This window comes from Thermodesulfomicrobium thermophilum DSM 16697 (assembly GCF_059568695.1).
The window spans coordinates 1-22,877 of sequence record NZ_JCANTW010000005.1 but is presented as its reverse complement, the minus strand read 5'-3'; the positions used below and the strand labels follow the sequence as shown (position 1 = coordinate 22,877).

21 protein-coding genes and 1 riboswitch are annotated in these 22,877 nt (G+C 64.3%); of the genes, 8 read left to right on the top strand and 13 right to left on the bottom strand.

Annotation, left to right across the window (positions count from 1 at the left end; translation table 11 throughout):
- Positions 1 to 1,452 (top strand): ATP-binding protein (locus BR00_RS01015; RefSeq protein ID WP_496475765.1); only part of this gene is annotated, 1,452 nt, incomplete at its 5' end.
- A gap of 45 nt (positions 1,453 to 1,497) precedes the next feature.
- On the opposite strand, the gene thiE is transcribed toward BR00_RS01015, so the two are convergent.
- The 13 genes from thiE to ispG form a co-directional block, all read right to left on the bottom strand.
- Positions 1,498 to 2,175, bottom strand: a complete 678-nt coding sequence (thiE, locus tag BR00_RS01010) for a thiamine phosphate synthase (RefSeq protein ID WP_496475764.1) — start codon at positions 2,173 to 2,175, stop codon at positions 1,498 to 1,500.
- On the bottom strand, positions 2,172 to 2,780 hold the full coding sequence (gene thiF / locus BR00_RS01005) for a sulfur carrier protein ThiS adenylyltransferase ThiF (protein ID WP_496475763.1): 609 nt from the start codon (positions 2,778 to 2,780) through the stop codon (positions 2,172 to 2,174). The genes thiE and thiF overlap by 4 nt, the downstream gene beginning before the upstream one ends.
- On the bottom strand, positions 2,777 to 3,880 hold the full coding sequence (gene thiH, locus BR00_RS01000) for a 2-iminoacetate synthase ThiH (protein WP_496475762.1): 1,104 nt from the start codon (positions 3,878 to 3,880) through the stop codon (positions 2,777 to 2,779). Before thiH ends, thiF begins: the two co-directional genes overlap by 4 nt.
- Positions 3,877 to 4,656: a thiazole synthase gene (locus BR00_RS00995; RefSeq protein WP_496475761.1), complete on the bottom strand. Its 780-nt coding sequence runs from the start codon at positions 4,654 to 4,656 to the stop codon at positions 3,877 to 3,879. The genes thiH and BR00_RS00995 overlap by 4 nt, the downstream gene beginning before the upstream one ends.
- The gene (gene thiS / locus BR00_RS00990; RefSeq protein WP_496475760.1) at positions 4,656 to 4,856 is read right to left on the bottom strand and encodes a sulfur carrier protein ThiS; all 201 of its coding nucleotides are present in this window, start codon (positions 4,854 to 4,856) and stop codon (positions 4,656 to 4,658) included. Before thiS ends, BR00_RS00995 begins: the two co-directional genes overlap by 1 nt.
- Complete coding sequence (thiD, locus tag BR00_RS00985) at positions 4,826 to 5,671, bottom strand: bifunctional hydroxymethylpyrimidine kinase/phosphomethylpyrimidine kinase (protein WP_496475759.1); 846 nt, start codon at positions 5,669 to 5,671, stop codon at positions 4,826 to 4,828. The genes thiS and thiD overlap by 31 nt, the downstream gene beginning before the upstream one ends.
- On the bottom strand, positions 5,668 to 6,981 hold the full coding sequence (thiC, locus tag BR00_RS00980) for a phosphomethylpyrimidine synthase ThiC (RefSeq protein ID WP_496475758.1): 1,314 nt from the start codon (positions 6,979 to 6,981) through the stop codon (positions 5,668 to 5,670). Before thiC ends, thiD begins: the two co-directional genes overlap by 4 nt.
- Positions 6,982 to 7,055: 74 nt before the next feature.
- Positions 7,056 to 7,147: riboswitch (TPP riboswitch) on the bottom strand.
- A gap of 46 nt (positions 7,148 to 7,193) precedes the next feature.
- On the bottom strand, positions 7,194 to 9,092 hold the full coding sequence (dxs, locus tag BR00_RS00975) for a 1-deoxy-D-xylulose-5-phosphate synthase (RefSeq protein ID WP_496475757.1): 1,899 nt from the start codon (positions 9,090 to 9,092) through the stop codon (positions 7,194 to 7,196).
- The gene (locus BR00_RS00970; RefSeq protein ID WP_496475756.1) at positions 9,089 to 9,970 is read right to left on the bottom strand and encodes a polyprenyl synthetase family protein; all 882 of its coding nucleotides are present in this window, start codon (positions 9,968 to 9,970) and stop codon (positions 9,089 to 9,091) included. Before BR00_RS00970 ends, dxs begins: the two co-directional genes overlap by 4 nt.
- Complete coding sequence (gene xseB, locus BR00_RS00965) at positions 9,970 to 10,164, bottom strand: exodeoxyribonuclease VII small subunit (protein WP_496475755.1); 195 nt, start codon at positions 10,162 to 10,164, stop codon at positions 9,970 to 9,972. The genes BR00_RS00970 and xseB overlap by 1 nt, the downstream gene beginning before the upstream one ends.
- Positions 10,161 to 11,531, bottom strand: coding sequence for an exodeoxyribonuclease VII large subunit (xseA, locus tag BR00_RS00960; protein ID WP_496475754.1), 1,371 nt, complete (start codon positions 11,529 to 11,531; stop codon positions 10,161 to 10,163). Before xseA ends, xseB begins: the two co-directional genes overlap by 4 nt.
- The gene (locus tag BR00_RS00955) at positions 11,513 to 13,249 is read right to left on the bottom strand and encodes a proline--tRNA ligase (RefSeq protein WP_496475753.1); all 1,737 of its coding nucleotides are present in this window, start codon (positions 13,247 to 13,249) and stop codon (positions 11,513 to 11,515) included. Before BR00_RS00955 ends, xseA begins: the two co-directional genes overlap by 19 nt.
- A gap of 9 nt (positions 13,250 to 13,258) precedes the next feature.
- Positions 13,259 to 14,347, bottom strand: coding sequence for a flavodoxin-dependent (E)-4-hydroxy-3-methylbut-2-enyl-diphosphate synthase (ispG, locus tag BR00_RS00950; protein ID WP_496475752.1), 1,089 nt, complete (start codon positions 14,345 to 14,347; stop codon positions 13,259 to 13,261).
- Between the two features lie 313 nt (positions 14,348 to 14,660).
- Between ispG and BR00_RS00945 the strand changes: the two genes are divergently transcribed.
- From BR00_RS00945 to cas2, 7 genes are all read left to right on the top strand, one after another.
- Positions 14,661 to 16,928 (top strand): CRISPR-associated endonuclease Cas3'', encoded by a 2,268-nt coding sequence (locus tag BR00_RS00945; protein ID WP_496475751.1) that lies wholly within the window; start codon positions 14,661 to 14,663, stop codon positions 16,926 to 16,928.
- 13 nt (positions 16,929 to 16,941) lie between these two features.
- The gene (gene cas5c / locus BR00_RS00940) at positions 16,942 to 17,625 is read left to right on the top strand and encodes a type I-C CRISPR-associated protein Cas5c (protein ID WP_496475750.1); all 684 of its coding nucleotides are present in this window, start codon (positions 16,942 to 16,944) and stop codon (positions 17,623 to 17,625) included.
- A complete protein-coding gene (gene cas8c, locus BR00_RS00935; protein ID WP_496475749.1) occupies positions 17,622 to 19,382 on the top strand; it encodes a type I-C CRISPR-associated protein Cas8c/Csd1 in 1,761 nt (586 codons plus the stop codon). The genes cas5c and cas8c overlap by 4 nt, the downstream gene beginning before the upstream one ends.
- An 18-nt stretch (positions 19,383 to 19,400) precedes the next feature.
- Positions 19,401 to 20,258: a type I-C CRISPR-associated protein Cas7/Csd2 gene (gene cas7c, locus BR00_RS00930; protein WP_496475748.1), complete on the top strand. Its 858-nt coding sequence runs from the start codon at positions 19,401 to 19,403 to the stop codon at positions 20,256 to 20,258.
- A 206-nt stretch (positions 20,259 to 20,464) separates the two neighbouring features.
- Positions 20,465 to 21,187, top strand: coding sequence for a CRISPR-associated protein Cas4 (gene cas4 / locus BR00_RS00925; RefSeq protein ID WP_496475747.1), 723 nt, complete (start codon positions 20,465 to 20,467; stop codon positions 21,185 to 21,187).
- Positions 21,184 to 22,218: a type I-C CRISPR-associated endonuclease Cas1c gene (gene cas1c / locus BR00_RS00920; RefSeq protein ID WP_496475746.1), complete on the top strand. Its 1,035-nt coding sequence runs from the start codon at positions 21,184 to 21,186 to the stop codon at positions 22,216 to 22,218. The genes cas4 and cas1c overlap by 4 nt, the downstream gene beginning before the upstream one ends.
- Before the next feature lie 3 nt (positions 22,219 to 22,221).
- Positions 22,222 to 22,512 (top strand): CRISPR-associated endonuclease Cas2, encoded by a 291-nt coding sequence (gene cas2 / locus BR00_RS00915; RefSeq protein WP_496475745.1) that lies wholly within the window; start codon positions 22,222 to 22,224, stop codon positions 22,510 to 22,512.
- The last annotated feature ends 365 nt before the right edge of the window (positions 22,513 to 22,877 follow it).

Sequence of the window (22,877 nt, the reverse complement as noted above, 5' to 3'; positions counted from 1 at the left end):
GGCAAATCCCTGTTCCTGGACACCCTGGCCGAGGCCTTTGCGGGAAACCGCGCGCTCTTCACCGGCCTCTATCTGGAAGACCATTGGGACTGGGAGAAGCGCCATCCAGTGGTGCGCATCAGCTTCGCCGAAGGGCAACTCCAGCAGGCCGCCCAATTGGAAGAACACATCCATGAAATTCTGACGGAAAATGCCCGGCGTCTCGGGGTGCCCATCGATCCTGCGCCCAAAGGCGTCCACCTGCGCTTCGGCCAACTCATCACCCGCGCCGCAGAGACCTATGGACACCAAACCGTGGTCCTGGTGGACGAATACGACAAGCCCATCCTCGACAACCTCACCGATCCGGACACAGCGCGGGCCATGCGCGAGGGACTGCGCAATCTCTACTCCGTGCTCAAGGGCCGGGATGCGGATCTGCGCTTCGTCTTCCTCACCGGGGTCTCCAAATTCAGCAAGGTGAGCCTCTTTTCCGGGCTCAACAACCTCAACGACATCACCGTGGACGACCGCTACGCCGCCCTCTGCGGCTACACCGAAGACGACCTGGACACGGTCTTTGCCCCGGAGTTCGCCGCGGCAGCGGCCGAAGGCACTCCACTTCCCCGCCAGCAGGTGCGGGACTGGTACAACGGCTACCGCTGGGGAAGCGAAACATCGGTGTATAACCCCTTCGATGTGCTCCTCCTTTTTGCCGAGCGCGAGTTCCGTGCCTGGTGGTTCGAGACCGCCACCCCGCGCTTTCTCGTGCAGTGGCTGGCCCGGCACCGTTTCTACACCCCGCAGCTGGAGCGCCTCTACGCCAGCGAGCAGCTGCTCTCGGCCTTTGATGTGGAGCACATCGAGCCCGAGGCCCTGCTCTGGCAGACCGGGTACCTCACCCTGACAGAGCGGCGCATCACGCCGGCGGGGACACCGGCCTACGTCTTGGGGCTTCCCAACCAAGAAGTGCGCACGGCCCTCAATGCCGCCCTGCGCGCCACATGGATCACTCCGGAGCTGGAGCGCATCCTGCAGCAAAGCATCTGGGAGATCTACGACATGCTGACCCACGGCGACGCAGCGGCCCTGCACGAGCACTTCCAGCGTCTCTATGCCGGCATCCCGGCGGACTGGTACCGCAACACCCCCATCGCCCAGTACGAAGGCTATTTCGCCAGCGTGTTCTACAGCCACCTGGCGAGCCTGGGGCTTCCCATGGTCGCCGAGGACACCTCGCTGCAGGGCCGGCTGGACCTCATGCTGCGCGCTGGATCTACCGTATGGCTCTTCGAGTTCAAGGTGGTAGAAGGCGACGCCCCCACCGGCGAGGCCCTGGCCCAGCTTCGAGCCAAGGACTACGCCGCACCGGAGGTGGAAAAGCTCCTGCAAGTCGGCGTGGAATTCAGCGCAAGCCGGCGCCAGATCGTGGGATGGGAGGTGGCACCCGGGGCTTGCTGCCACCCAGAGTGATTCGATCCCGCCAGCACCCACCAGCAACAGGCCGGAGGCCCAAAACTACGACTGCGCCAAGCCCCCGGCGTTGGAAGATGCCGCCAGCAACTCTTCCACTTCCCGCACCCGCGCTGCAATGTCCGGGGCAGTGACCACCTCGCTCACCATGGCAATGGTGCGAGCCCCGGCCGCCACTACCTGAGCGAGGTTGTGTCGGGAAATACCACCGATGGCCACAAAGGGAAGCGCCTGGGTGGCGGCGTGGCGCACGGCATCCAACCCCACGGGGGCGCACACGTCCTCCTTGGTGCTGGTGGGAAACACCGGCCCCACGCCGATGTAGTCCACGGGCAGAAAGAGCGCCGCCGTAGCCTGGGCCGGCCCATGGGTGGAAAGGCCAATGGCCATGCGGGGGCCCACCAAGCGGCGCACCACCTCCACCGGCATGTCGTCCTGTCCCACGTGCACGCCGTCGGCATCCACCGCCAAGGCCAAATCACAATGGTCGTTGACGATGAAGGCCGCGCCCAAGGCCCGCGTCATGCGCCGAATGGCCACGCATTCCTGGTACGCTTGAAGACGCGGGACCCGCTTTTCCCGGTACTGGATGATGCGCGCCCCGCCTTCCAACATGGCGGCCACCACCGCCACAGTGCTGCGCCCCTGCGAGAGGGGAAGCGCCGTGATACAGTACAGCCCGCCGGAGTGAATCTGCTCCAGCACCTTTTCTCGTCCGCTCATGACCAATCCTCCCTGGCACAGTCGTCCACGATCCATCCCACAACCACGTCCGCCTGCAAGGCCGCCGCGGCAGTGACCCGGGGGGCAAGAGGCGGGGTAGCGCCTGCGCAGGGCGTGCATTCGTCGCCCACCACCACCAGCCGCCCCAATCGCCGCACCGAAAGCCCCGCCCCCACGCCGCCGATGCCTGAGGCGCTCACCACCCGATGCCCAGCCGCCAAGGCCGCCTCCACCAGGGCCGCCTTGGTGGCGGCGTCGTCCACAGCCTCCACCACCGCCGTACAGCCCGCAGCAAGACGGGGGAGCGCATCCGGCGCCACGAACCGCGGCACCAAGGTCACCCCCATCTGCGGCCGGATCCGCCGCAGCATCTCTCCCAAGGCCATGGCCTTGAGCCGCCCCACATGCTCAGGAAAATACGGCTGGCGGGAGAGGTTTACGGCCTCCACCCGGTCTGCGTCCGCCAACACCAAGTGGCCCACCCCGCTTCGGGCCAGGAGCAACGCCACGTGCGCCCCGAGCCCCCCCAGGCCCACCACGAGGACTCGGGCCTGAGCCAAACGCTCCAGGGCATGCGGCGCAAGGGCCGGAGGCGTCCAGCTCATGCGGCCCTCGACGTTGCCGCGCTCGCAAGCGGCTGCCAATCCTTGAACACCGGCTGCATCCCCCGGCTGCGCAGCATGGCAACCACTTCGGCCACGGAGCGCGTGTCGCTGATGGCGAATTGTTCGCTGCCCTCCACCTCGCCCACGGACGTGCGCACCCCGGCCGAGAGCTTGGTCACCGCCAGCCCCACCAAACCGTCACGCAGGCGGGGGGACTCACGGGTGGAAAGGGTGATCCCCGCACAGGGCAGCGCCAGGCGCAAGGCCAAAATGGCCTGGACGAACTGCCGGTCCGTGACCGGATGCGGGGCGGCAAAGCCGCCGGCATGGGGACGCAGGCGCGGCAACGACACCCCGATCTCCACCCCGGGAAAACGTTCCAGCAGATACCGGGCATGGGCCACCAGGGCGAGCACGTCCTGCCGCCAGGAGGCAAGCCCCAAGAGCACGCCCAAAGTGATCGAAGGCATCCCAGCGTGGGCGGCCCGGGCCGGAGCATCCAGACGCCAGGCGTAGTCCGCCTTGGGGCCTGCGGGATGCATGGCGCGGTAGACCTCGGGGTCGTAGGTCTCCTGATAGAGCGTCAGCCCAGTGGCGCCGGCCTCCACGGCGTCGCCGTATTGCGCCGTCGCCAACGGGAAGACCTCCAGGGCCAGGCCGGGAAAGCGCGGGGCCAGCAGGCGTACGCAGTCCACGATGTAGTCCACCCCGGCTCGGCGCGGGGCCTCGCCCGTAAGGAGGAGGAGATGCCGCAGGCCTGTGGCGGCGATGCGCTCCCCTTGAGCCGCCACCTCCTCCAAGGAGAGTTTGAGCCGGGGCATGGCCACATGGGCGGCGTAACCGCAGTAGCGGCAACGGTTCTCGCAGTAGTTGGCCACATAGAGAGGGGTGAACAGCAGCCGCGCCCGGCCGAAATGCCGCAAGGTGCACTCCGTGGCCGCCGCGGCCATGTCCTCGAGCATGGATTCGGCAGCGGGCGAAAGCAGCGCCGCCACGGCATCGAGACGCGGCCAGGCCTGCCCCAAGGCCCGGGATACGGCCGCCGGCGACGCGACAAAAGCGGCGTCCGGAAACTGCGGGGGCTGCCACGAGGATCTCACAGTTCCTCCACAAAGCCGGTGAGCGGCGAGGAAGCGCTGGCCTGCCACCGGGCAGCAGGCATTCCCGACACATAGGCCAAACGGCCGGCCTGAACCCCCAAGGCAAAGGCCTGGGCCATGACCACCGGGTCTTCGGCCGTGGCGATGGCGGTGTTCACCAGGCAGGCCGCAGCGCCCATCTCCATGGCCTCGGCGGCGTGGCTTGGCCGACCAAGGCCGGCGTCCACGATGATGGGGACCTCGGTGATTTCTTCCAGCAGGATGCCGATCATCTCCCGCGTGGCAAGCCCCCGATTGGAGCCGATGGGCGCGCCCAAGGGCATGACCGCCGCCGCTCCTGCGGCCACCAAGGCGCGGGCGGCGTAGAGATCCGGATTCATGTAGGGCAGCACCACGAAGCCTTCCCGGGCCAAAACCTCTGTGGCCCGGATGGTGGCCTCGTTGTCCGGAAGCAGATGGCGGGCGTCGCGAATGATCTCGATCTTCACCCAATTGCCGCAGCCCATGGCCCGGGCCAGGCGCGCCAGGCGCACGGCCTCGTCCGCACTGCGCGCCCCGGAGGTATTGGGCAGCAGGATCATATGCTTCGGGACATGTGCCAGCACCCCGGCATCCGGGGCGTCCAGATCCACCCGCCGCAAGGCCACGGTGATGACTTCGGCCTTGGCGGCCGCGCATACCGCCGGAATCTGCGACTCATCGCCGAACTTGCCCGTGCCCAAAAACAGCCGGCTGGTCAGACGCCGACCGCCGAGTTCCCAAAAATCGTCCATCATCACCCGCCCCCCACGAAACGCACCACCTCCACCCGACTTTGCGGCTGGAGGACAAAGCGCGGCCAATTTTCCCGGGGAACGATCTCCCCATCCACCTCCGCCACCACCGGCGCCTCCCCAAGGCCAAGGTCGTCCAGGACCTGCCTCAAAGTGGCCCCTGCCGCGACGGTCATCTCCCGACCATTGACGACGATCTGCATGCGGGATCCTCCCATACACAAAAGTGATCCACCGGCCCGGCGCCCTGCCCCAAGGACCGCTCAGCCCCAGCAGTGAGAGCGCACTGCAGATACCCATGCGCCCGGGCGGCCGCTTCCGGCACGTCCAAGCCCTGGGCGAGCCCCGCGGCGATGGCCGAAGCCAACGTACATCCCGTGCCATGGGTATTGGGGGTGGAAAGACGCGGGGCGACCATCCGCTGCACCCCGTGCGGGCCCACCAGGATGTCTTCGCACGCCCCCCCTGTGCCGTGCCCGCCCTTGAGGAGCACGAAACGCGGCCCCACGGCGCGCAGGTCCTGAGCGGCCCGAGTATCTCCCGCCGCCACTTCCCGGCCCAAAAGTACTGATGCCTCAGGAAGATTGGGGGTGAGCACCCAGGCGCGGGGAAGGAGCAGCTCGCGCACAGCGGCCGCCGCAGCCTCAGACACCAGACGATCGCCGCTTTGGGCCACCATCACCGGGTCCACCACCACCGGCACCCCAGGCATGCGTTCCAGAGTCGCGGCCACCAGCTCCACCACCGCTGGGTCCGCGAGCATCCCGGTCTTCACCGCCGCCACCGGGATGTCCTCGAGCACGGCCTCCACTTGGGCGGCCACCATGTCCAGCGGCACGGGATGCACGGCCCGCACCCCTCGGGTGTTTTGTGCCGTCACCGCCGTGATCACGGTGAGGGCATACGCGCCCAAAGCGGCGCAGGCCTTGAGGTCGGCCTGGATGCCGGCCCCGGCGCACGAGTCCGACCCTGCGATGACGAGCACCGTGGCATAGGGACGCAGCGACGGCCCGCTCATGCGGATGCCTCCTGGGCGGACGAAGCAGCGCTGCAGCTTTGACGGCACTGGGCAAAACGCCGCACCGCGCACAGATCACCGCACATGGTGCATGTGGACGCAGGATCCTCTGGGTGGAGCAGGGCATACCGGGAACGCGCCGTGGCCGGATCCAGGGCCAGGCGGAACATCCCCTCCCAATCCAAGGCCGCCCGACAGGCGGACATCTCGCGGTCCCGGGCCACCGCCGCCGGCACCCCCCGGGCCACGGCCGCGGCATGGGCCGCAATGCGCGCCGCCACCACTCCCTGACGGATGTCGTCTTCCCCGGGCAGGCCCAAATGCTCCGCCGGAGTGACCACACAGAGGAAATCCGCTCCCGCCATGGCCGCAAGCGTGCCGCCGATAGCGGCCACCAGATGGTCGTAGCCTGGGGCCACATCCGTCACCAAAGGCCCGAGCACGTAGAACGGCGCGCCATGGCACAGACGCTTCTCCAGCAGCACATTGGCCGCCACCTGATCCGCAGGCACGTGTCCTGGGCCCTCGATCATGGCCTGCACACCAGCGGCCCGCGCCCGCCGGGCAAGCTCGCCCAAGAGGATGAGCTCCTCCACCTGGGCGGCATCGGTGGCGTCGCAGCCTGCCCCGGGCCGCAGCCCATCCCCAAGGCTCAAGGTGACGTCAAAGCGCCGGGCGATGTCCAACAGGCGGTCATAGCCGGTGAGCAGCGGATTCTCCTTGCCATGGGCCGTCATCCACTGGGCGAGAATGGTGCCTCCCCGGCTCACCATGCCGCAGACCCGATCCATGGCCAGTTCCACGGCGCGGCGGGTGACCCCGCAATGCACGGTGATATAGTCGAGCCCCTGGGCGCATTGGTCCTCGATGGCAGCGAAGAGCTCGTCCTCGGTCATGTCCGGAATATCCCGCCCCTGAGCCAATAGGTCCGCAGCCACGGCGTAAATGGGCACCGCCCCCACCATGACCGGACTCTCGGCAAGGATGCGCCGGCGGATGGCCGCAAGCTGCGGCCCGGTGGAGAGGTCCATGACGCTGTGAGCGCCCGCTTCCACCGCGACGCGGAGCTTGCGCACCTCGGCATCCATGTCCTCGTCCGACTGGGAAGAGCCGATATTGGCGTTGACTTTGGGTGTCAGGCCCGCGCCAATGCCTTCCGGGACGAACTCGCGACGGGTATTGTGGGGGATCACGATGTGGCCCTGGGCAATGCCGTGGCGCACGCGCTCCGGGGACACACCTTCCTTGTGGGCCACCTGTTCCATGGCCCATGTAATCTTGCCGGCGATGGCAGCTTCCAATAGGGTCATTACTCCTCCAAAAAGTTGAGCCGCCACCCGACTGGGTAGCGGCTCAAAGACCAGAAGGAGTTCATGGCGCCCCGACAAGTCTTCTACCGTTTCCCTACGCTGGTATGACCCAGATCAGGTGGAGAGGGTATACTCTCAGGCCCGAAGGCCACCCCTAACGATAGACACAGATCTCGTGTAGAACCAAACCCCATGCGCTGTAAAGCAAAAAATCAATTATGCATCAATTTCCGTAATGCCGAAAGGATACCGCTCTTGGTCAGGCCCAAGTCATGGCGCAGCTCGTCCTGGGTGCCATGGCCCACGAAGCGGTCCGGCACCCCGAGGCGCCGCACCCGGCGGCCATGCAAAAGGTCACGGTCCGCCAAAAGCTCCAGCACCGCGGAGCCGAATCCGCCCATGAGGCAGCCCTCCTCGGCAATGAGGATGCGCCGGTGCTGGGCGACCAATGCCACGATCTGCTGTTCCGCCAGGGGCTTGACGAAGCGGGCGTCGAACACCGCCACGCTCCGGCCGTCCTCTTCGGCCAGAAAGTGGGCCGCCGCCAGGGCCGGCAGCACCCGGCTGCCCACAGCGATGACGAGCGCGTCCGTTCCAGGGCGCAGGAGCTCTCCCTCGCCCACGGCAATGGGCGTCGGGTCGTCCACGAGCGCCTCGCCCGAGCCCACGCCGCGGGGATAGCGCACCGCCACGGGGGTCCCCAAGGCAAAGGCCGTCACGAGCATGCGCTGGAGCTCGGGCTCACTGCGCGGGGCCATGAGGGTCAGATTGGGGATATGGCGCAAATAGGCCAGGTCGAAGACGCCGTGGTGGGTGGGGCCGTCCTCGCCCACCAGCCCGGCGCGGTCGAGGCACAAGACCACCGGCAGGTTCTGCAGGCAGACGTCGTGGACGATCTGGTCATAAGAGCGCTGCAGGAAGGTGGAGTAGATGGCCACCACCGGCCGCAGCCCCTGGGAGGCCAAGCCCGCGGCAAAAGTCACGGCATGCTGCTCGCAGATGCCCACATCGAAGAAGCGCTCTGGAAAACGCCGGGCAAACTCGGTGAGTCCTGTGCCTTCGGGCATGGCGGCGGTGATGGCCACGATACGTGCGTCCTCTCCTGCCAAGCGGCACAAGGTCTGGCCAAAGACATCCGTATAGCTGGGAAGCGCGCACGGGGCGAACTTGCGCGCCATGCCGGTCTCGGGCTCGAAGCATCCCACGCCGTGGAAATACACAGGGTTGGCCTCGGCCGGGGCGTACCCTTTGCCCTTTTTGGTGAGCACGTGCACCAAGATGGGCCCTTCCAAGGTGGCGGCTTGGGCCAGGACCCGCTCGAGCATGCGCACATCATGACCCTGGATGGGGCCGATGTAGGAAAAGCGGAAGGCCTCGAAAAGCATGCCCGGGGTGAAGAAACTCTTGAGCGAGTCCTCGGTGCGGCGGGCATACTCGGCCAAGTCGTCGCCAATGACCGGCACTTGGCGCATGACGGCTTCCACCTCGCGCTTGAAGCGCTGCACCCAACGTTTGGAGAGCTTGCGGCTGAGAAAGGACGACAACGCCCCCACATTGCGGGAAATGGACATTTCATTGTCATTGAGGACCACGATGAGGTCCCGGCCGAGGCCCCCGGCCTGATTGAGTCCCTCATAGGCGAGCCCGGCGGTCATGGAGCCGTCGCCGATGACGGCCACGGTCTTGTGGGGTTTTCCGGCCAAATCCCGGGCCACGGCCATGCCCAGGGCCGCCGAAATGGAGGTGGACGAATGCCCTACGGCAAAGTGATCGAAGGGGCTTTCGTCCGGCCGCGGAAAACCGCTGATCCCGCCCTTTTGCCGCAAGGTGTGGAATTGGGGCAGCCGCCCGGTAAGAAGCTTGTAGGCATAGGCCTGATGCCCCACGTCCCAGACGATGCGATCCACAAGGGGATCGAAAACGCGCAGCAAAGCGATGGTGAGTTCCACCACGCCCAGGGAAGGGGCAAGATGGCCGCCGTTGGTGGCCACGGTCTGGATAATGACCTCCCGAATCTCCGCCGCCAAGGCGGTGAGCTGGTTTTCCGGCAATCGGCGCACCGCTGCCGGAGAATCCACGGCGGCAAGGAGAGGAAATCGCTCCACAGTCATTGGCTCCGCTCCATGAGGTACTGGGCAAGACGGCGCAAAAACAGCGCCTGGGGATGGTCGCCGTACGGGGCAAGAGCAGCCACTGCCTGGTCGATGCTCTGCTGCGCCAAGGCGCGGCTCTGCTCCATGCCCACCAGCGCAGGATAGGTGCTTTTGCCCTGGCGCTCGTCGCTGCCGACGGGCTTGCCCAACGTGGCGGTATCTCCCACCACGTCGAGGATGTCATCGGTGATCTGAAACGCAAGGCCCAGATGGTGCCCGTAGCATTGGGCCCGCTCCGTATCGCCCCCGGCAAGCAGCGCGCCCGCCACGCACGCTGCGGCGATGAGCGCCCCGGTCTTTTTGCGGTGCATGGCCTGCAGGGCGGACAAGTCGGCGCGACCACCGGTGAGCGCCATATCCAGCATCTGGCCGCCCACCATGCCGCGAGGACCGGCGGCCTCGGCCACAACGGCCACGGCAGCCAGCACTCGAGAGGCGTCCAGCGGTGTTCGGGCCATCAAAAAAAAGGCTTCCGTGAGCAGACCGTCGCCTGCCAAAATGGCCGTGGCCTCGTCGAACTGCTTGTGGCACGAGGGTTTGCCCCGACGCAGGTCGTCGTTGTCCATGGCGGGCAGGTCGTCGTGGATGAGCGAGTACGTGTGGATGCACTCCAGGGCGCAGGCGAAGTCGAGCACGTCCGAAGCCGCCAGCCCTTCGAGCTCCGCCCAGGCCAGCACCAAGGCCGGCCGCAGACGCTTGCCGCCGGCACAAAGCGAATACTCCATGGCCTCGCGCAGGCGCCCGGGCACTGCGCCGTCTGCAAACAGCGTGACCAGCCGGTTTTCCACCAGCCGCGCCCGCTGCCGCAGGGCATCCTTCAGGGCAGCAGCGTCCATCACGCCTCCTCCTGACGCATGGCCTCTTCCACCACCAGACGCGCCTGCTTGAGTTCTTCGTCGCATTGCCGGCACAGGCGCATGCCCTCCTGAAAAAGCTGCATGCCCTCCTCCAGCGGCACCTCCGGGTCCTCCAAACGGGCCACGATGGCCCGCACCCGGGCCAGACGCTCCTCAAAATACATCTCGCTCATACGTCCTCCACCACCACGCCAAAGACGCCGTCATGCATACCGACCTGCAGGCGCTCCCCGGGCCGCACCGCGCCTGCAGAGCGCACCACCTGCCCGTTGCGCCGTACCACGGCAAACCCCCGCGCCAGGGGCGCGGCAGGGTCCATGGCCGAAAGCCGCGCCGAAAGTACGGCGGCTTCCCGCGCCTTGCCTTCCCAAAGGGCCGCGCCTGCCCGAGCCAAGTGGTCCGTGGCCTGGCGCACGGCATCATCCGCCCGGCGCACCCGCTCCGTCCCCCAGGACTCCAGACGGCGGCCCAAACCGGCAAGCACCTCGTGTTCCCGATGCACCCGGGCGAGGCCCGCCTGCTGCAGCCGCTGCCGAAGCCGCGCCACCTCCAGGCCAGCGCGCTGCACCCGCAACGCCGGCGACACCCATGCAAGCCGCTCCCGCGCCATGGTTAGAGCTTGCGCCGCACGCCCCAGATGGCCGCGCACGGCCCGCCCCAGCCCCAAGGCCGCATCGTCGAGCCGCTGCGCCAAGACCTCGCGGTCTTCCCACAAGAGCTGGGCCGCATGGGTGGGGGTAGCGGCGCGAAGATCCGCGGCAAGGTCCGCCAGGGTGGTGTCCACCTCGTGCCCCACGCCGGTCACCACCGGCACCGGGCATGCGGCAATGGCCCGCACCACCATCTCGGTGTTGAAGGCCCACAGGTCTTCCAAGGAGCCGCCACCGCGCAGGAGCACCACCACCTCGGCCCAGGCGTCCGCCGCCACCTGAGTCAAGGCGTACTGCAAGCGCGACGGGGCCTCGTCGCCCTGCACCGGCGAGGCGTACAGACGCATCACCGCGCCAAGGCCGCGGGTGCTTGCCACCCGCACAAAGTCCTGCAGCGCCGCCCCCTGCGGGGCGGTGACCACCGCCACCCGCCGGGGATTGCGCGGCACAGGCCGCTTGCGCGCCGCGTCAAAAAGCCCCTCAGCCCCCAATTGGTTCTTGAGGGTCTCCAGCGCCAGGGCGAGCGAGCTCACGCCCGCATCCTGCACCACTTCCGCCACCAATTGGTACACCCCGCGGGGGGCGTAGGCGGTGATGCGCCCGGCCACCAAGGTCTCCCGACCTTCTTCCGGGAGCAGTGCCTGCGGGGACGCACTCCCCTCCTCGAAGACCTCGCCCGTCACCGGATCCACTGGTGCGGCACCCCCTTGACGGCCGCGAAACCACACCACCGGCAGCACCGACTCGCCGTCGCGCACGGTAAAATACACATGTCCAGACAGCGGCCGACTCACGTTCACCGCCTGGCCCCGCACCCACACGAAGGGGAACTCCCCCTCCAGCACCGAGCGCAGGGCCGAGGTGAGCTCACTTACGCTAAAGACGTGCACCAGCCCTCCAGCACTTCGGCCCGCCAGGCAAGGATGGCCTGCACCGCCGCATCCGCGGGCAACTCCTGGCGAACGCCGGTGCGCCGGTCCTTGACCTCCACCACGCCCCGCGCCAGACCCTTGGCGCCGACGATGACCTGCATGGGCGCACCCAACAGATCCGCCTCGCTAAACTTCACCCCAGGCCGCTCGTCGCGGTCGTCCAGCAGGGTGTCGATCCCCTGGGCCGTGAGGGCGTCGTGGATCTCCTGGGCCAAGGCACGGGGCGCCTCTTCACGCACGGACAAGGGAAGCACATGGATTTCGAAGGGCGCCACCGGCGGCGGCAGGATCATGCCGGCGTCGTCGTGGTTCTGCTCGATACACGCGGCCAGCACCCGGCTTACCCCGATACCGTAGCATCCCATGATCATGAGGCGCTCACGGCCGTTCTCATCGAGGAAGGTGGCGTGCATGGCCTCGGAGTATTTGGTCCCCAACTTGAATACGTGCCCCACCTCGATGCCCCGCACCAGGTCCACGGCCCCGCCGCAAGCCGGACAGGGATCTTCCGGGATGATGGTACGCAGATCCGCCACGGCCGTGGCCGCCACATCCCGGCGCAGGTCCACATGCCGCAGATGCGTATCCGCGGCGTTGGCGCCGCACACGTAATCCGTGCCCAGCGTGAGCTCCTGATCCACGTAGATGGGCACGCCCGAAAGCCCCACCGGGCCGGCAAAGCCCACCGGCGCGCCGGTGGCCCGCTCCACCACCTCGGGACAGGCCAAGTCCACTGCGGCCGCGCCGAGCATGTTCTTCACCTTCACCACATTGGCCTCACGGTCGCCGCGCACCAGCACCGCCACGAGATTCCCATCGGCCTCCATGAGCACGGTCTTGATCACCGCCTGCGGGGAGATCCCCAAAAATGCCGCCACTTCTTCCACGGTGCGCGCCCCCGGAGTGGCCACGGGCTCCACGGCCGGACACGAAGGCAACTCGGAAACGCGTGCAGCAATACGAACCTCCGCCTTCTCCACATTGGCCGCGTACGCGCACTGGCGGCATACGGCCAAGGTATCTTCCCCGGTTTCGGCAAGCACCATGAACTCATGCGAGAAACTCCCGCCAATGGAGCCCGTGTCCGCCGCCACGGCCCGAAAACGCAGACCAAGGCGGGTAAAGATGCGGGTGTAGGCGTCGTACATGGCCTGATAGCTGGCATCGGCCCCGGCCTCGTCGCGGTCAAAGGAGTAGGCGTCCTTCATGATGAATTCACGGCCCCGCATGAGGCCAAAGCGCGGCCGGATCTCATCCCGAAACTTGGTCTGGATCTGGTACACATTGATGGGCAGCTGCCGGTAGGAGCGCACTTCATCCCGCACCAAGGAGGTCACCACCTCTTCATGGGTAGGGCCGAGGCAATAGTCGCGGTCGTGGCGGTCCCGCAGGCGCAGCAGTTCCTTGCCGTAATGCTCCCAGCGGCCGCTTTCCTGCCAAAGATCTGCAGGTTGGACCATGGGCATGAGGATCTCCTGCGCGCCGGCGGCATTCATCTCCTCACGCACGATGCGGCTGATTTTCTCCAGCGACCGCAACCCCAGGGGCAAATACGTATAAATGCCCGAGGTGATCTTGCGAATCATGCCTGCGCGCAGCAAAAGCTTGTGGCTCACCACTTCGGCTTCCGCCGGAGTTTCCTTGAGCGTAGGAATGTAGAGGCGACTTTGCAGCATAACGACTCCTTAGCAATGTTCCGAGGCTCGACGCTCGGCCAAAAAGAGATCCAATTCCTGTAAAAATGCAGGGATCAAAGCTTCGCCACGCACTTTCCGAACCACCGCGCCCTTTTTGAAGACAATGCCGCAATCCCGGCCGCCGGCGATGCCGATATCCGCTTCCCGCGCTTCGCCCGGCCCGTTGACCACACACCCCATGACCGCCACAGTGAACGATTCCGTCACATCGGCCAGATGCGCCTCCACTGCGGATGCGAGCGCTTCGAGGTCGATTTCCGTGCGGCCGCAAGTGGGGCAGCTCACGATCTCCGGACCCCGGCGGCGCAGCCCAAGACAGCGGAGGATCTCCCACGCCACGGTCATCTCCCGCAGGGGGTCCCCCGTCAGGGAAACCCGGATGGTGTCGCCGATGCCTTCGGCGAGCAGCATGCCGATACCCAAGGCCGATTTGACGGCCCCGCGCAAAGGCGTTCCTGCCTCGGTCACGCCAAGGTGCAGGGGATAGTCCACAAGCGTACTCATCCTGCGGTAGGCCGCCACGGTCACCGGCACCGAGGAGGACTTGAGGGAAATCTTGATGGCGCAAAAGCCCCGCTCTTCCAAAAGGCGCACATGGCGCAAGGCCGCCTCCACCAGGGCATCCGCCGTGGGGCCGCCGCAGCGCTCGAGGATGTCCTTGGGGATGGACCCGGAATTGGCCCCCACGCGAATGGGGACCCCCGCGGCCTTGGCCGCGTCCACCACCCGCTCCACCTGCGGGCCGATATTGCCGGGATTGATGCGCAAGCCCGCCACCCCGGCCTCGACTGCGGCCACGGCAAGACGCCCATCGAAGTGGATGTCCGCCACCACCGGAAGCGGCGACTGGCGGCACACGGAGGCGAGGGCCTCGGCTGCGCGGGCATCGGGCACCGCCACACGGGCGATCTCGCAGCCCGCCTGGGCCAAGGCGACAATCTGCGCCAGCGTGGCGTCCACGTCTCGGGTGTCGGTGTTGGTCATGGACTGGACCCGCACCGGGGCGCCGCCCCCCACAGCCACAGGACCAAGATACACCACGCGGGTGCTCCGGCGAGAAGGAGAAAATGCGTTCATGGCCAAGGAGCCCTATCCCAAGGCCGACCGGAAGCCAAGCCGCAAGCGCAATGCCGCAAGCGCAATGGCAAGGCCGTCCGGGTCTCTTTCACCAAAGACCAGCAAAACCAGATTCCATGCCCGCACCAATGGAACGCGTCCTCCAACGCGTCCTCCAACAGTTGCTTCCCGCATCGAAAATCAGGATAGAGAGACAATGTGCCCACGGGTGGATGACGGGCGAGAAACAGAGAGCGCTTCGCCTTGGTTCCCCATCGTCCTGCCGTGGCCTCTGCGTTCCATCCGCTCATCAAACCCAGAGGGTGACGAACCGATGCAGTATGCGGAAAAGTCTGCCAATGCCCTGATGCACGCTACGCCAACAATGCAGCACGACTCCCACAATTACGCCCACAGCCTTCACGGGAAACCACCGGAGAAGTGGCAGCCATTGGAAGAGCACCTACAAAACGTCGCCGAGCTGGCCGCGGAGTTTGCCCGCCCCTTCGGCGGCGAGGAATGGGCCTATCTTGCCGGCCTCTGGCACGACCTCGGCAAGTATTCACCCGCTTTTCAGAAAAAGCTCTATGACGCAAACGGGCTGGAGTGTCATATCGAAACCCGGCCGGGGATGATCACCCACTCCTGCGCCGGGGCACTGCAGGCCATGGCCCGTTTCGATAAACGAGGATTGATCCCGGCCTACCTCATCGCCGGCCATCATGCCGGCCTGCCCGACTGGCAGAATGAACAGGCCCCGATGGGCTCGCTGCAGCAGCGCCTAGTCCGCAAGGAGCTGCTGGAGGAAATCGTATCGCTGGTTCCGACGGCGATCCTCGACCGGCCCCAGCCCAACGGCAAGGGCAAGAACGGCACCAAACTCTCCCGCTCCCTTTGGCTCAGGATGCTCTTTTCCTGCCTGGTGGACGCCGATTTCCTCGATACCGAGGCATTCATGGAACCCGAAAAGGCGCGATCCCGAGGCGGTTCCCCCACGCTGGCCGCCCTTGCCCCGCGCTTTGACAGCTACATGGCCGAAAAAACGGCCAACGCCCCCGACACCCCGGTCAACCGGATCCGATCCGAGATATTGGCCGCCTGTAGGGAACGGGCGGCCGACCCGCCGGGGATCTTCACCCTCACCGTACCCACCGGCGGCGGCAAGACCCTTTCCTCCATGGCCTTTGCCCTCGGCCACGCTCTGACGCACCAAAAACGGCGGCTCATCTACGTGATCCCCTACACGAGCATCATCGAGCAGACCGCAGCCGAGTTCCGTAAGATCTTTGGCGAGGCAGTCATCGAGCACCACAGCAACCTCGACACGCCCGATCCCGGCCGTGAGACCGCCCGCAGCCGGATCGCCTGCGAAAACTGGGACGCCCCCATCATCGTCACCACCAACGTGCAGTTTTTCGAATCATTGTTCGCAAGCCGCACCAGCCGCTGCCGCAAGCTCCACAACATCGTCGATTCCGTGGTCGTTCTTGACGAGGCCCAGCTTTTGCCGCCCGACTTCCTGACCCCAATCCTCACCGTCATCCGCGACCTGCAACTGAATTACGGAGTAAGTTTTGTCCTCTCCACCGCCACCCAGCCGGCCCTGGGGCCGCACAAGAGCATGGATTTCGATTTTCCCGGTTTGCCGGAGACAAAAGAAATCATTCCCGAATCCCTGAATCTCCACGAACGTTTGCAAAGGACCCGGGTGGAGGTGATCGACCGCCTCGCCCGTCCCCTGGGCTGGGACGAGCTCGCCGAGCGTCTCGTCGGCCACGATTCGGTCCTTTGCATCGTCAACCGCCGCGACGACGCCCGAACCCTGTGGGAGAAGATGCCGGAAGGGACGTTTCATCTCTCGGCGCTCATGTGCGGGGCGCACCGCTCGGCCCGTATCGCGGAGATCAAGGCAAATCTCAGGGAAGGCCGATCCACCCGGGTGGTGAGCACCCAGCTCGTGGAGGCCGGAGTGGACCTCGATTTTCCCGTTGTCTACCGAGCCCTGGCCGGGATCGACTCGGTGGCCCAGGCCGCCGGCCGTTGTAACCGCGAAGGTCGGCTTGCCGCGGGACAGGTCTATGTCTTCCTGCCGGAGAGCCGAATCCCCGCAGGCCATCTCCGGCAGGCGGCGGAGATCGGCCGCGGGCTCCTTGCCGCCGGGGAGGGTGACCCCTTGGCCCCGGAACGTTTTGAAGAGTTTTTCCGCACCCTTTACTGGCTCAAGGGCGACGGCCTCGACCGTCACGACATTACGAAATTGCTGGCCAACGATCGCGAATTACGAATCAGTTTCCGGACCGCGGCGGAAAAATTCCGCCTCATCGACGATGCCTCGGCCCCGGTGGTGGTCCATTACGGCGATGGGGCAAAGCTCATCGAACTCTTGCGCAGCCGGGAGCCGGAGCGTTGGCTGCTCAGGCGCTTGCAGCGCTTTGTCGTCAATCTGCCCCGTTCCATCCACGGCAGGCTGGCGGCGAAAGGGGCCATCGAAGAGGTCCGCCCCGGGATCTTTGTCCAGGTCCAGGGAAATCTGTACGACGAAGACCTCGGTTTGTGCGTGGACCGTTCGGCGGTCTACGCCCCCGATGAACTTGTGATCTGAAAAAGGAGGGAACATGCGCGAAAACGGCACGAGAAGTGGCCCGTTCCGCCTTAGAGTTTGGGGCCGGAACGGATGTTTCACCAGGCCGGAGATGAAGGTGGAGCGCGTCTCCTACGACGTGATGACCCCGTCCGCGGCGCGAGGGATCCTGGAGGCCATCCTCTGGAAGCCGGCCATCCGCTGGCGGGTGGAACGCATCGACGTGCTGGCCCCGATCCGCTGGGAATCGGTACGCCGCAACGAGGTGGGCGCCGTGATGTCGGCGCGCAGCGCCGGTATCTTTGTCGAGGACCAGCGCCAGCAGCGGGCCGGGCTCTTCCTGCGGGACGTAGCCTACACCATCCATGCCCGCTTCGAGATGACCGAAAAGAGCGGCCCGGAGGACAACGTCACCAAGTTCGAGCAGATGTTCATCCGCCGGGCCACAAACGGCCAGTGTTTCCACCGTCCCTATCTCGGCTGCCGGGAGTTCGCCGCCGATTTCGAGCTGATCCCGTTGAACAGCCCGCTTCCCGATCCCGTCCCCGAAGACCGCGACCTCGGCTGGATGCTCTACGACATCGACCACGACAACCACGCGGACGAGGGCAACGCCCACTGCTGCACCGAAAACTGCCGGCCCGCCTTCTTCCGGGCCAGGCTCGAAAAAGGCGTCATGCAGGTGCCCGCGTGGGACAGCGAGGAGGTGCGGCGATGATTCTGCAGAAACTGACCGACTATTACCACCGCCTCGACGCCGAGGGGTTGGTGGCGCCACCGGGGTTCAAACGTGTCGAAATCCCCTTCCTCATCGTGCTTGACCGAGAAGGAAACTTCGCTGCCCTCCAGGATACCCGGACGCCATCCGGGAAAAGGAAGGTCGCCCAGTCCTTCATGGTGCCGGCCGAGCGCGGCCGGTCTGGCTCCAAGGCGTGGCAGGTGGCCAATCTCCTCTGGGACCATTACGGCTACGTCCTCGGCTGGCCCAAATCGGATAAAGACAAGGATCGGGAGATGGCGCAAAAGCAGCACGAGACCTTCAAGGCGGAGGTGGCGGCATTGCACCAGGCGATCCCTGATGATGCCGGGGTCGCGCTGGTGCACCGCTTCCTTACGCGGGGAGATTTCTCCGCCGTGTTCGATCACCCGGAGTGGGAGAGCTGCAAGAAGGTTCCCGGCTGCAATCTCTCGTTCCTCATCCAAGGAGAGGACCAACTGGTCTGCCAGAGTGAAGCGGTGGTGGCCCATGTGGCGTCAGCTGCCGGGCCTGGAGACGTCGGTGGCGAGGAGGAGGAAGATTCCGGCTCCACGCGGGAGGGCTATTGTCTGGTCTGCGGTGAGTTCGGCAGAGTGGCACGGCTCCATCCCCGCACCCCGATCCCGGGCGCGAAGAGCAACGCCAAGATCGTGTCATTCCAGAAAAACATGGGCTTTGACTCCTACGGCAAGGAACAGAGCTACAACGCCCCGGTTACGGAAAAAACGGCCTTCTGTTACACCACCGCCTTGAACGAGCTGCTTGCAAAGAACTCAAGGCAAAAGATCCAGGTGGGTGACGCCACCACGGTTTTCTGGGCCGAGAAAAAGAACGAAATCGAGGACGTCTTCGCCGACATCTTCGGCGAGGAGGCGAAGGAAAACCCCGAGCAGAAGACAAAGGCAATCCGGGTCCTCTATGAATCGCCCAGGGCCGGAACCCCGCCGATTACCGAAGATCTGACCCCATTTTACGTTCTCGGCCTGGCCCCCAATGCGGCGCGGATCGCGGTCCGTTTCTGGCACGCGGGCACAGTGGGCGAGACGGCGCGTAACATCCGCCAGCATTTCGAGGACTGCGCCATTGTCCATGGGCCCAAACAGCCTGAACATCTCTCGCTCTTCCGCCTGCTGGTCGCAACCGCCGCGCTGGGAAAGGCGGAAAACATCCCGCCAAACCTGGCCGGCGACGTGATGAAGGCGATCCTCGCCGGCAGTCCCTATCCCCAGACCCTACTCGGCGCTGCCGTCCGCCGCTGCCGGGCTGAACAGGATGTCAGCTATCCCCGCGCCGCCCTGATCAAGGCGGTGCTGGTGCGGGCGGCGAGATTTTACAAACGATCTGAAAAGGAGGTCGGCATGGCTCTTGACACAGGCAACACCAACATCGGTTACCGGCTGGGACGGCTCTTCGCCACCCTGGAAAAGATCCAGGAGGAGGCGAACCCCGGGATCAACGCCACCATCCGTGATCGTTTCTACGGTGCGGCCTCGAGCAACCCGGTGGCCGCCTTTCCGCATCTCATGAAGCTCAAGAACCATCACCTGGCCAAGCTCGAAAATCGCGGCCGGGCGGTGAACCTGGAAAAGACCATCACCGAGATCATGGGCGGCATCGACGATTTCCCCACCCATCTTTCACTCCAGGACCAGGGCCGTTTCGCGGTGGGCTACTACCACCAGCGCCAGGATTTTTTTACCAAGCACGAAAACAATTAAATCAAGGAGGATAGCATCATGAGCAACGCCATTCAGAACCGCTACGACTTTGTCTTCTTCTTCGACGTGAAAGACGGCAACCCCAACGGAGATCCGGACGCCGGCAATCTTCCCCGCATCGACCCGGAAACCGGACACGGCCTGGTCACCGACGTCTGCCTCAAGCGTAAGGTGCGCAACTATATGCAGATCATCAAAAACTGCGTCGCACCGTTTGATATCTTCATCAAGGAGAAGGCAGTCCTCAACAATCTCATCGACGAGGCCCATGAGCAGGAGACGGTGAAGAGCAAGGAAAAGGGCGACAAGACCGAGGCGGCACGACAGTATATGTGCGGCCGGTATTACGATGTGCGCACCTTCGGCGCGGTGATGTCCACCGGCAAGAACGCGGGCCAGGTCCGCGGGCCGGTCCAGTTCACCTTCGCCCGCAGCGTGGACCAGATCGTGCCGCTGGAACACTCCATCACCCGCATGGCCGTGGCCACCGAGGCCGAGGCCGAAAGACAGCAGGGCGACAACCGCACCATGGGCCGCAAATTCACCGTCCCTTACGCCCTCTACCGCTGCCACGGCTTCATATCCGCGCCGCTCGCCAAACAAACCGGCTTTTCCGAAGAGGACCTTGAACTGTTCTGGAACGCGCTCATGAACATGTTCGACCACGACCGTTCCGCGGCCCGTGGCGAGATGGCTGCACGCAGGCTTATTGTCTTCAAGCACGATTCCGAGCTGGGCAACGCCCCGGCCAGCAAACTCTTTGATCTGGTAACGGTTGAGAAAAATTGCGGCGATGCTCCGCCCCGCTCTTTTGCCCACTACACGATGACGGTGGGGAGCGCGCCTGTCGGTGTTCAACTGATCGAGATGCTTTAGGAACCTGATGATGGGAAAAGAAACAGGCCGTGGGCTTGGAATAATCGTTCGTTATAGGGGCGATGACGGCAGGACAGCCATTGATGATCGTCCCAAGGACGATACCGTCTGGTTGACCCTAAACCAGATGGCCGAGCTGTTCGAGCGCGACAAGTCATTCATTTTCATCCAATTATGGAATAGTTGTCAAAGCGAAAAACTAGCGCGTGAGTCAACTGCTGCCAAAAATGCAACAGTTCAAAATGAAGGCGGTAGAGATGTCACAAGACAGATTGACTGGTACAACATGGACGCCGTCATCGATGTACACCGAAGACGATCTCCTCCAGTTATCCGGCCTCCAGCATATCCTCTTCTGCGAACGGCAGTGCGCGCTCATCCATATCGAGCAAATCTGGGTGGAGAACCTCTACACCGCCCAAGGACGCTTGCTGCATGAACGAGCCGATCGGCCGGGCCACGAGTCACGCCGAGATGTGCGGGTTGAATATGGAGTGCCACTGCGATCCCTTTCCCTGGGATTGTCCGGCAAGGCCGACGTGGTCGAGTACCATCGGCAGGAAGACGGCACCTGGCGCCCCTACCCGGTGGAGTACAAACGCGGTCGGCCGAAACAGGAAAACTGGGACAAGGTGCAGCTCTGCGCCCAGGCCCTCTGCCTTGAGGAGATGCTGGCCGTCGAGGTGCCGGAAGGGGCGTTGTTCTACGGGAAGAACCGACGGCGGCAGGTGGTGGCATTTGACGGCCATCTGCGTGAGGAGACCAGAATCACCGCAGAACGATTTCATCGCCTCGTGGATGCCGGACGCACGCCGCCAGCGGCTTATCAAAAAAAATGCGACTCGTGCTCGCTCTTGGAAATCTGTCTGCCGAAGGGTTTCGGCGGTGCTGGGTCAATCGCTTGGTACCTCGCAAAGGCGACAAAATGAAAAGACATCTCAACACCCTTTTTGTGACCACGCAAGGAAGCTACCTCGCAAAAGAAGGTGAAACCGTGGTGGTCAAAGTGGATGGCAAAACCCGCCTCCAGCTTCCCATACACACCCTGGACGGCATCGTCTGTTTCGGCCAGGTGTCCATGAGTCCTTTTCTCATGGGATTATGCGCCGAACGCGATGTAGTCGTCAGCTTCCTCACTGAACAGGGCCGCTTCTTGGCCCGAGTCACTGCCCCGGTCTCGGGCAATGTCCTGCTGCGCCGGACCCAGTACCGCTGGGCCGATGACAAGCAACTATCCGCCGATGTGGCTCGAGCGGTGTTGCTCGGCAAAGTGTATAACTGCCGCGCGGTTTTGAACCGGACACTGCGTGATCACGGAGAGAAAGTCGCTGCGGACAAGCTCAGTGCGGCATCAAAGAGACTAGGGCAAATCCTTGAGCATCTCCGGGAAGGGAAGCTCCCTCTGGACCGTTTGCGAGGTTACGAGGGGGAGGCAGGGGCGGTCTATTTTGCGGTCTTTGATCATCTGATAGTGGCCCAGAAAGACCAATTTGCTTTTCACCAGCGCAGCCGCAGACCGCCGCTGGACCGGGTCAACTGCCTGCTGTCTTTTCTCTATACCCTGCTGATGCATGACGTGCGTTCTGCCCTGGAATCGACAGGACTTGATCCTGCGGTTGGGTATCTCCACCGAGATCGGCCGGGAAGGCTGGGACTTGCCCTTGATTTGATGGAAGAGTTCCGCCCCTTCCTCGCCGATCGTCTGGCGTTGTCGTTGATCAACCGCGGTCAGGTGCGCGGAAACGGTTTCAGGACGCTGGAAAACGGCGCAGTGCTGATGGATGACGACACTCGAAAAGAATTGCTGATCGCCTGGCAAACGCGAAAACAAGAAGAAATAACCCACCCTTTTACCAATAAAAAAATGACCGTTGGGCTACTCTTCCATATCCAGGCCCGGTTGTTTGCTCGGTATTTACGTGGTGATCTTGACGGCTACCCGGTCTTTATCTGGAGGTGAGATATGTTTGTCTTGGTGAGTTACGATGTGGCGGTCAGTGGGCCGGACGGACAAAGAAGGCTCCGGCGGGTGGCGAAGACATGCAAAGATTACGGCCAGAGGGTCCAATTTTCTGTTTTCGAATGCATCGTCGCTCCGGCCCAATGGGAAGTATTGAAAGCGAGGCTAATCCGAGAGATTGATCCAAAGGCCGACAGTCTCCGATTTTATTATCTCGGCTCAAACTGGGAACGGAGGGTGGAACATATTGGGGCGAAGCCAGGTGTAGATCAGCAGGGGCCGTTGATTGTTTAACGGCATAGTGAAAAAGAGATGCCATGCGCTGTATACACGGTGCCGAAGCTGCGCATGAAAGCCTGCTGTAATGTTGAGAGACTGCCAGAAGGAGGCCTACCGGTCGAAGCTTGAAAAAAATATGGGCAGCCGCGCTCACTATTCGTCAAGGTTGCGAACCCCAAGCTGACAAAAATCGACCGGGGGGCTCGCAAAAAACTTAACATATTGATTTATAAGCAAAATAAAACAGTAAACGACTCGTCCAGATGAAATCTCATGAAAGAAAGGAGGGGTTCGCGGAAAACAAGCATTGCTTCGTTATCCGGCAATACAATCCAGGATGACAGTCGCCCCCCACGCGGGGGCGTGGATTGAAACAAGGG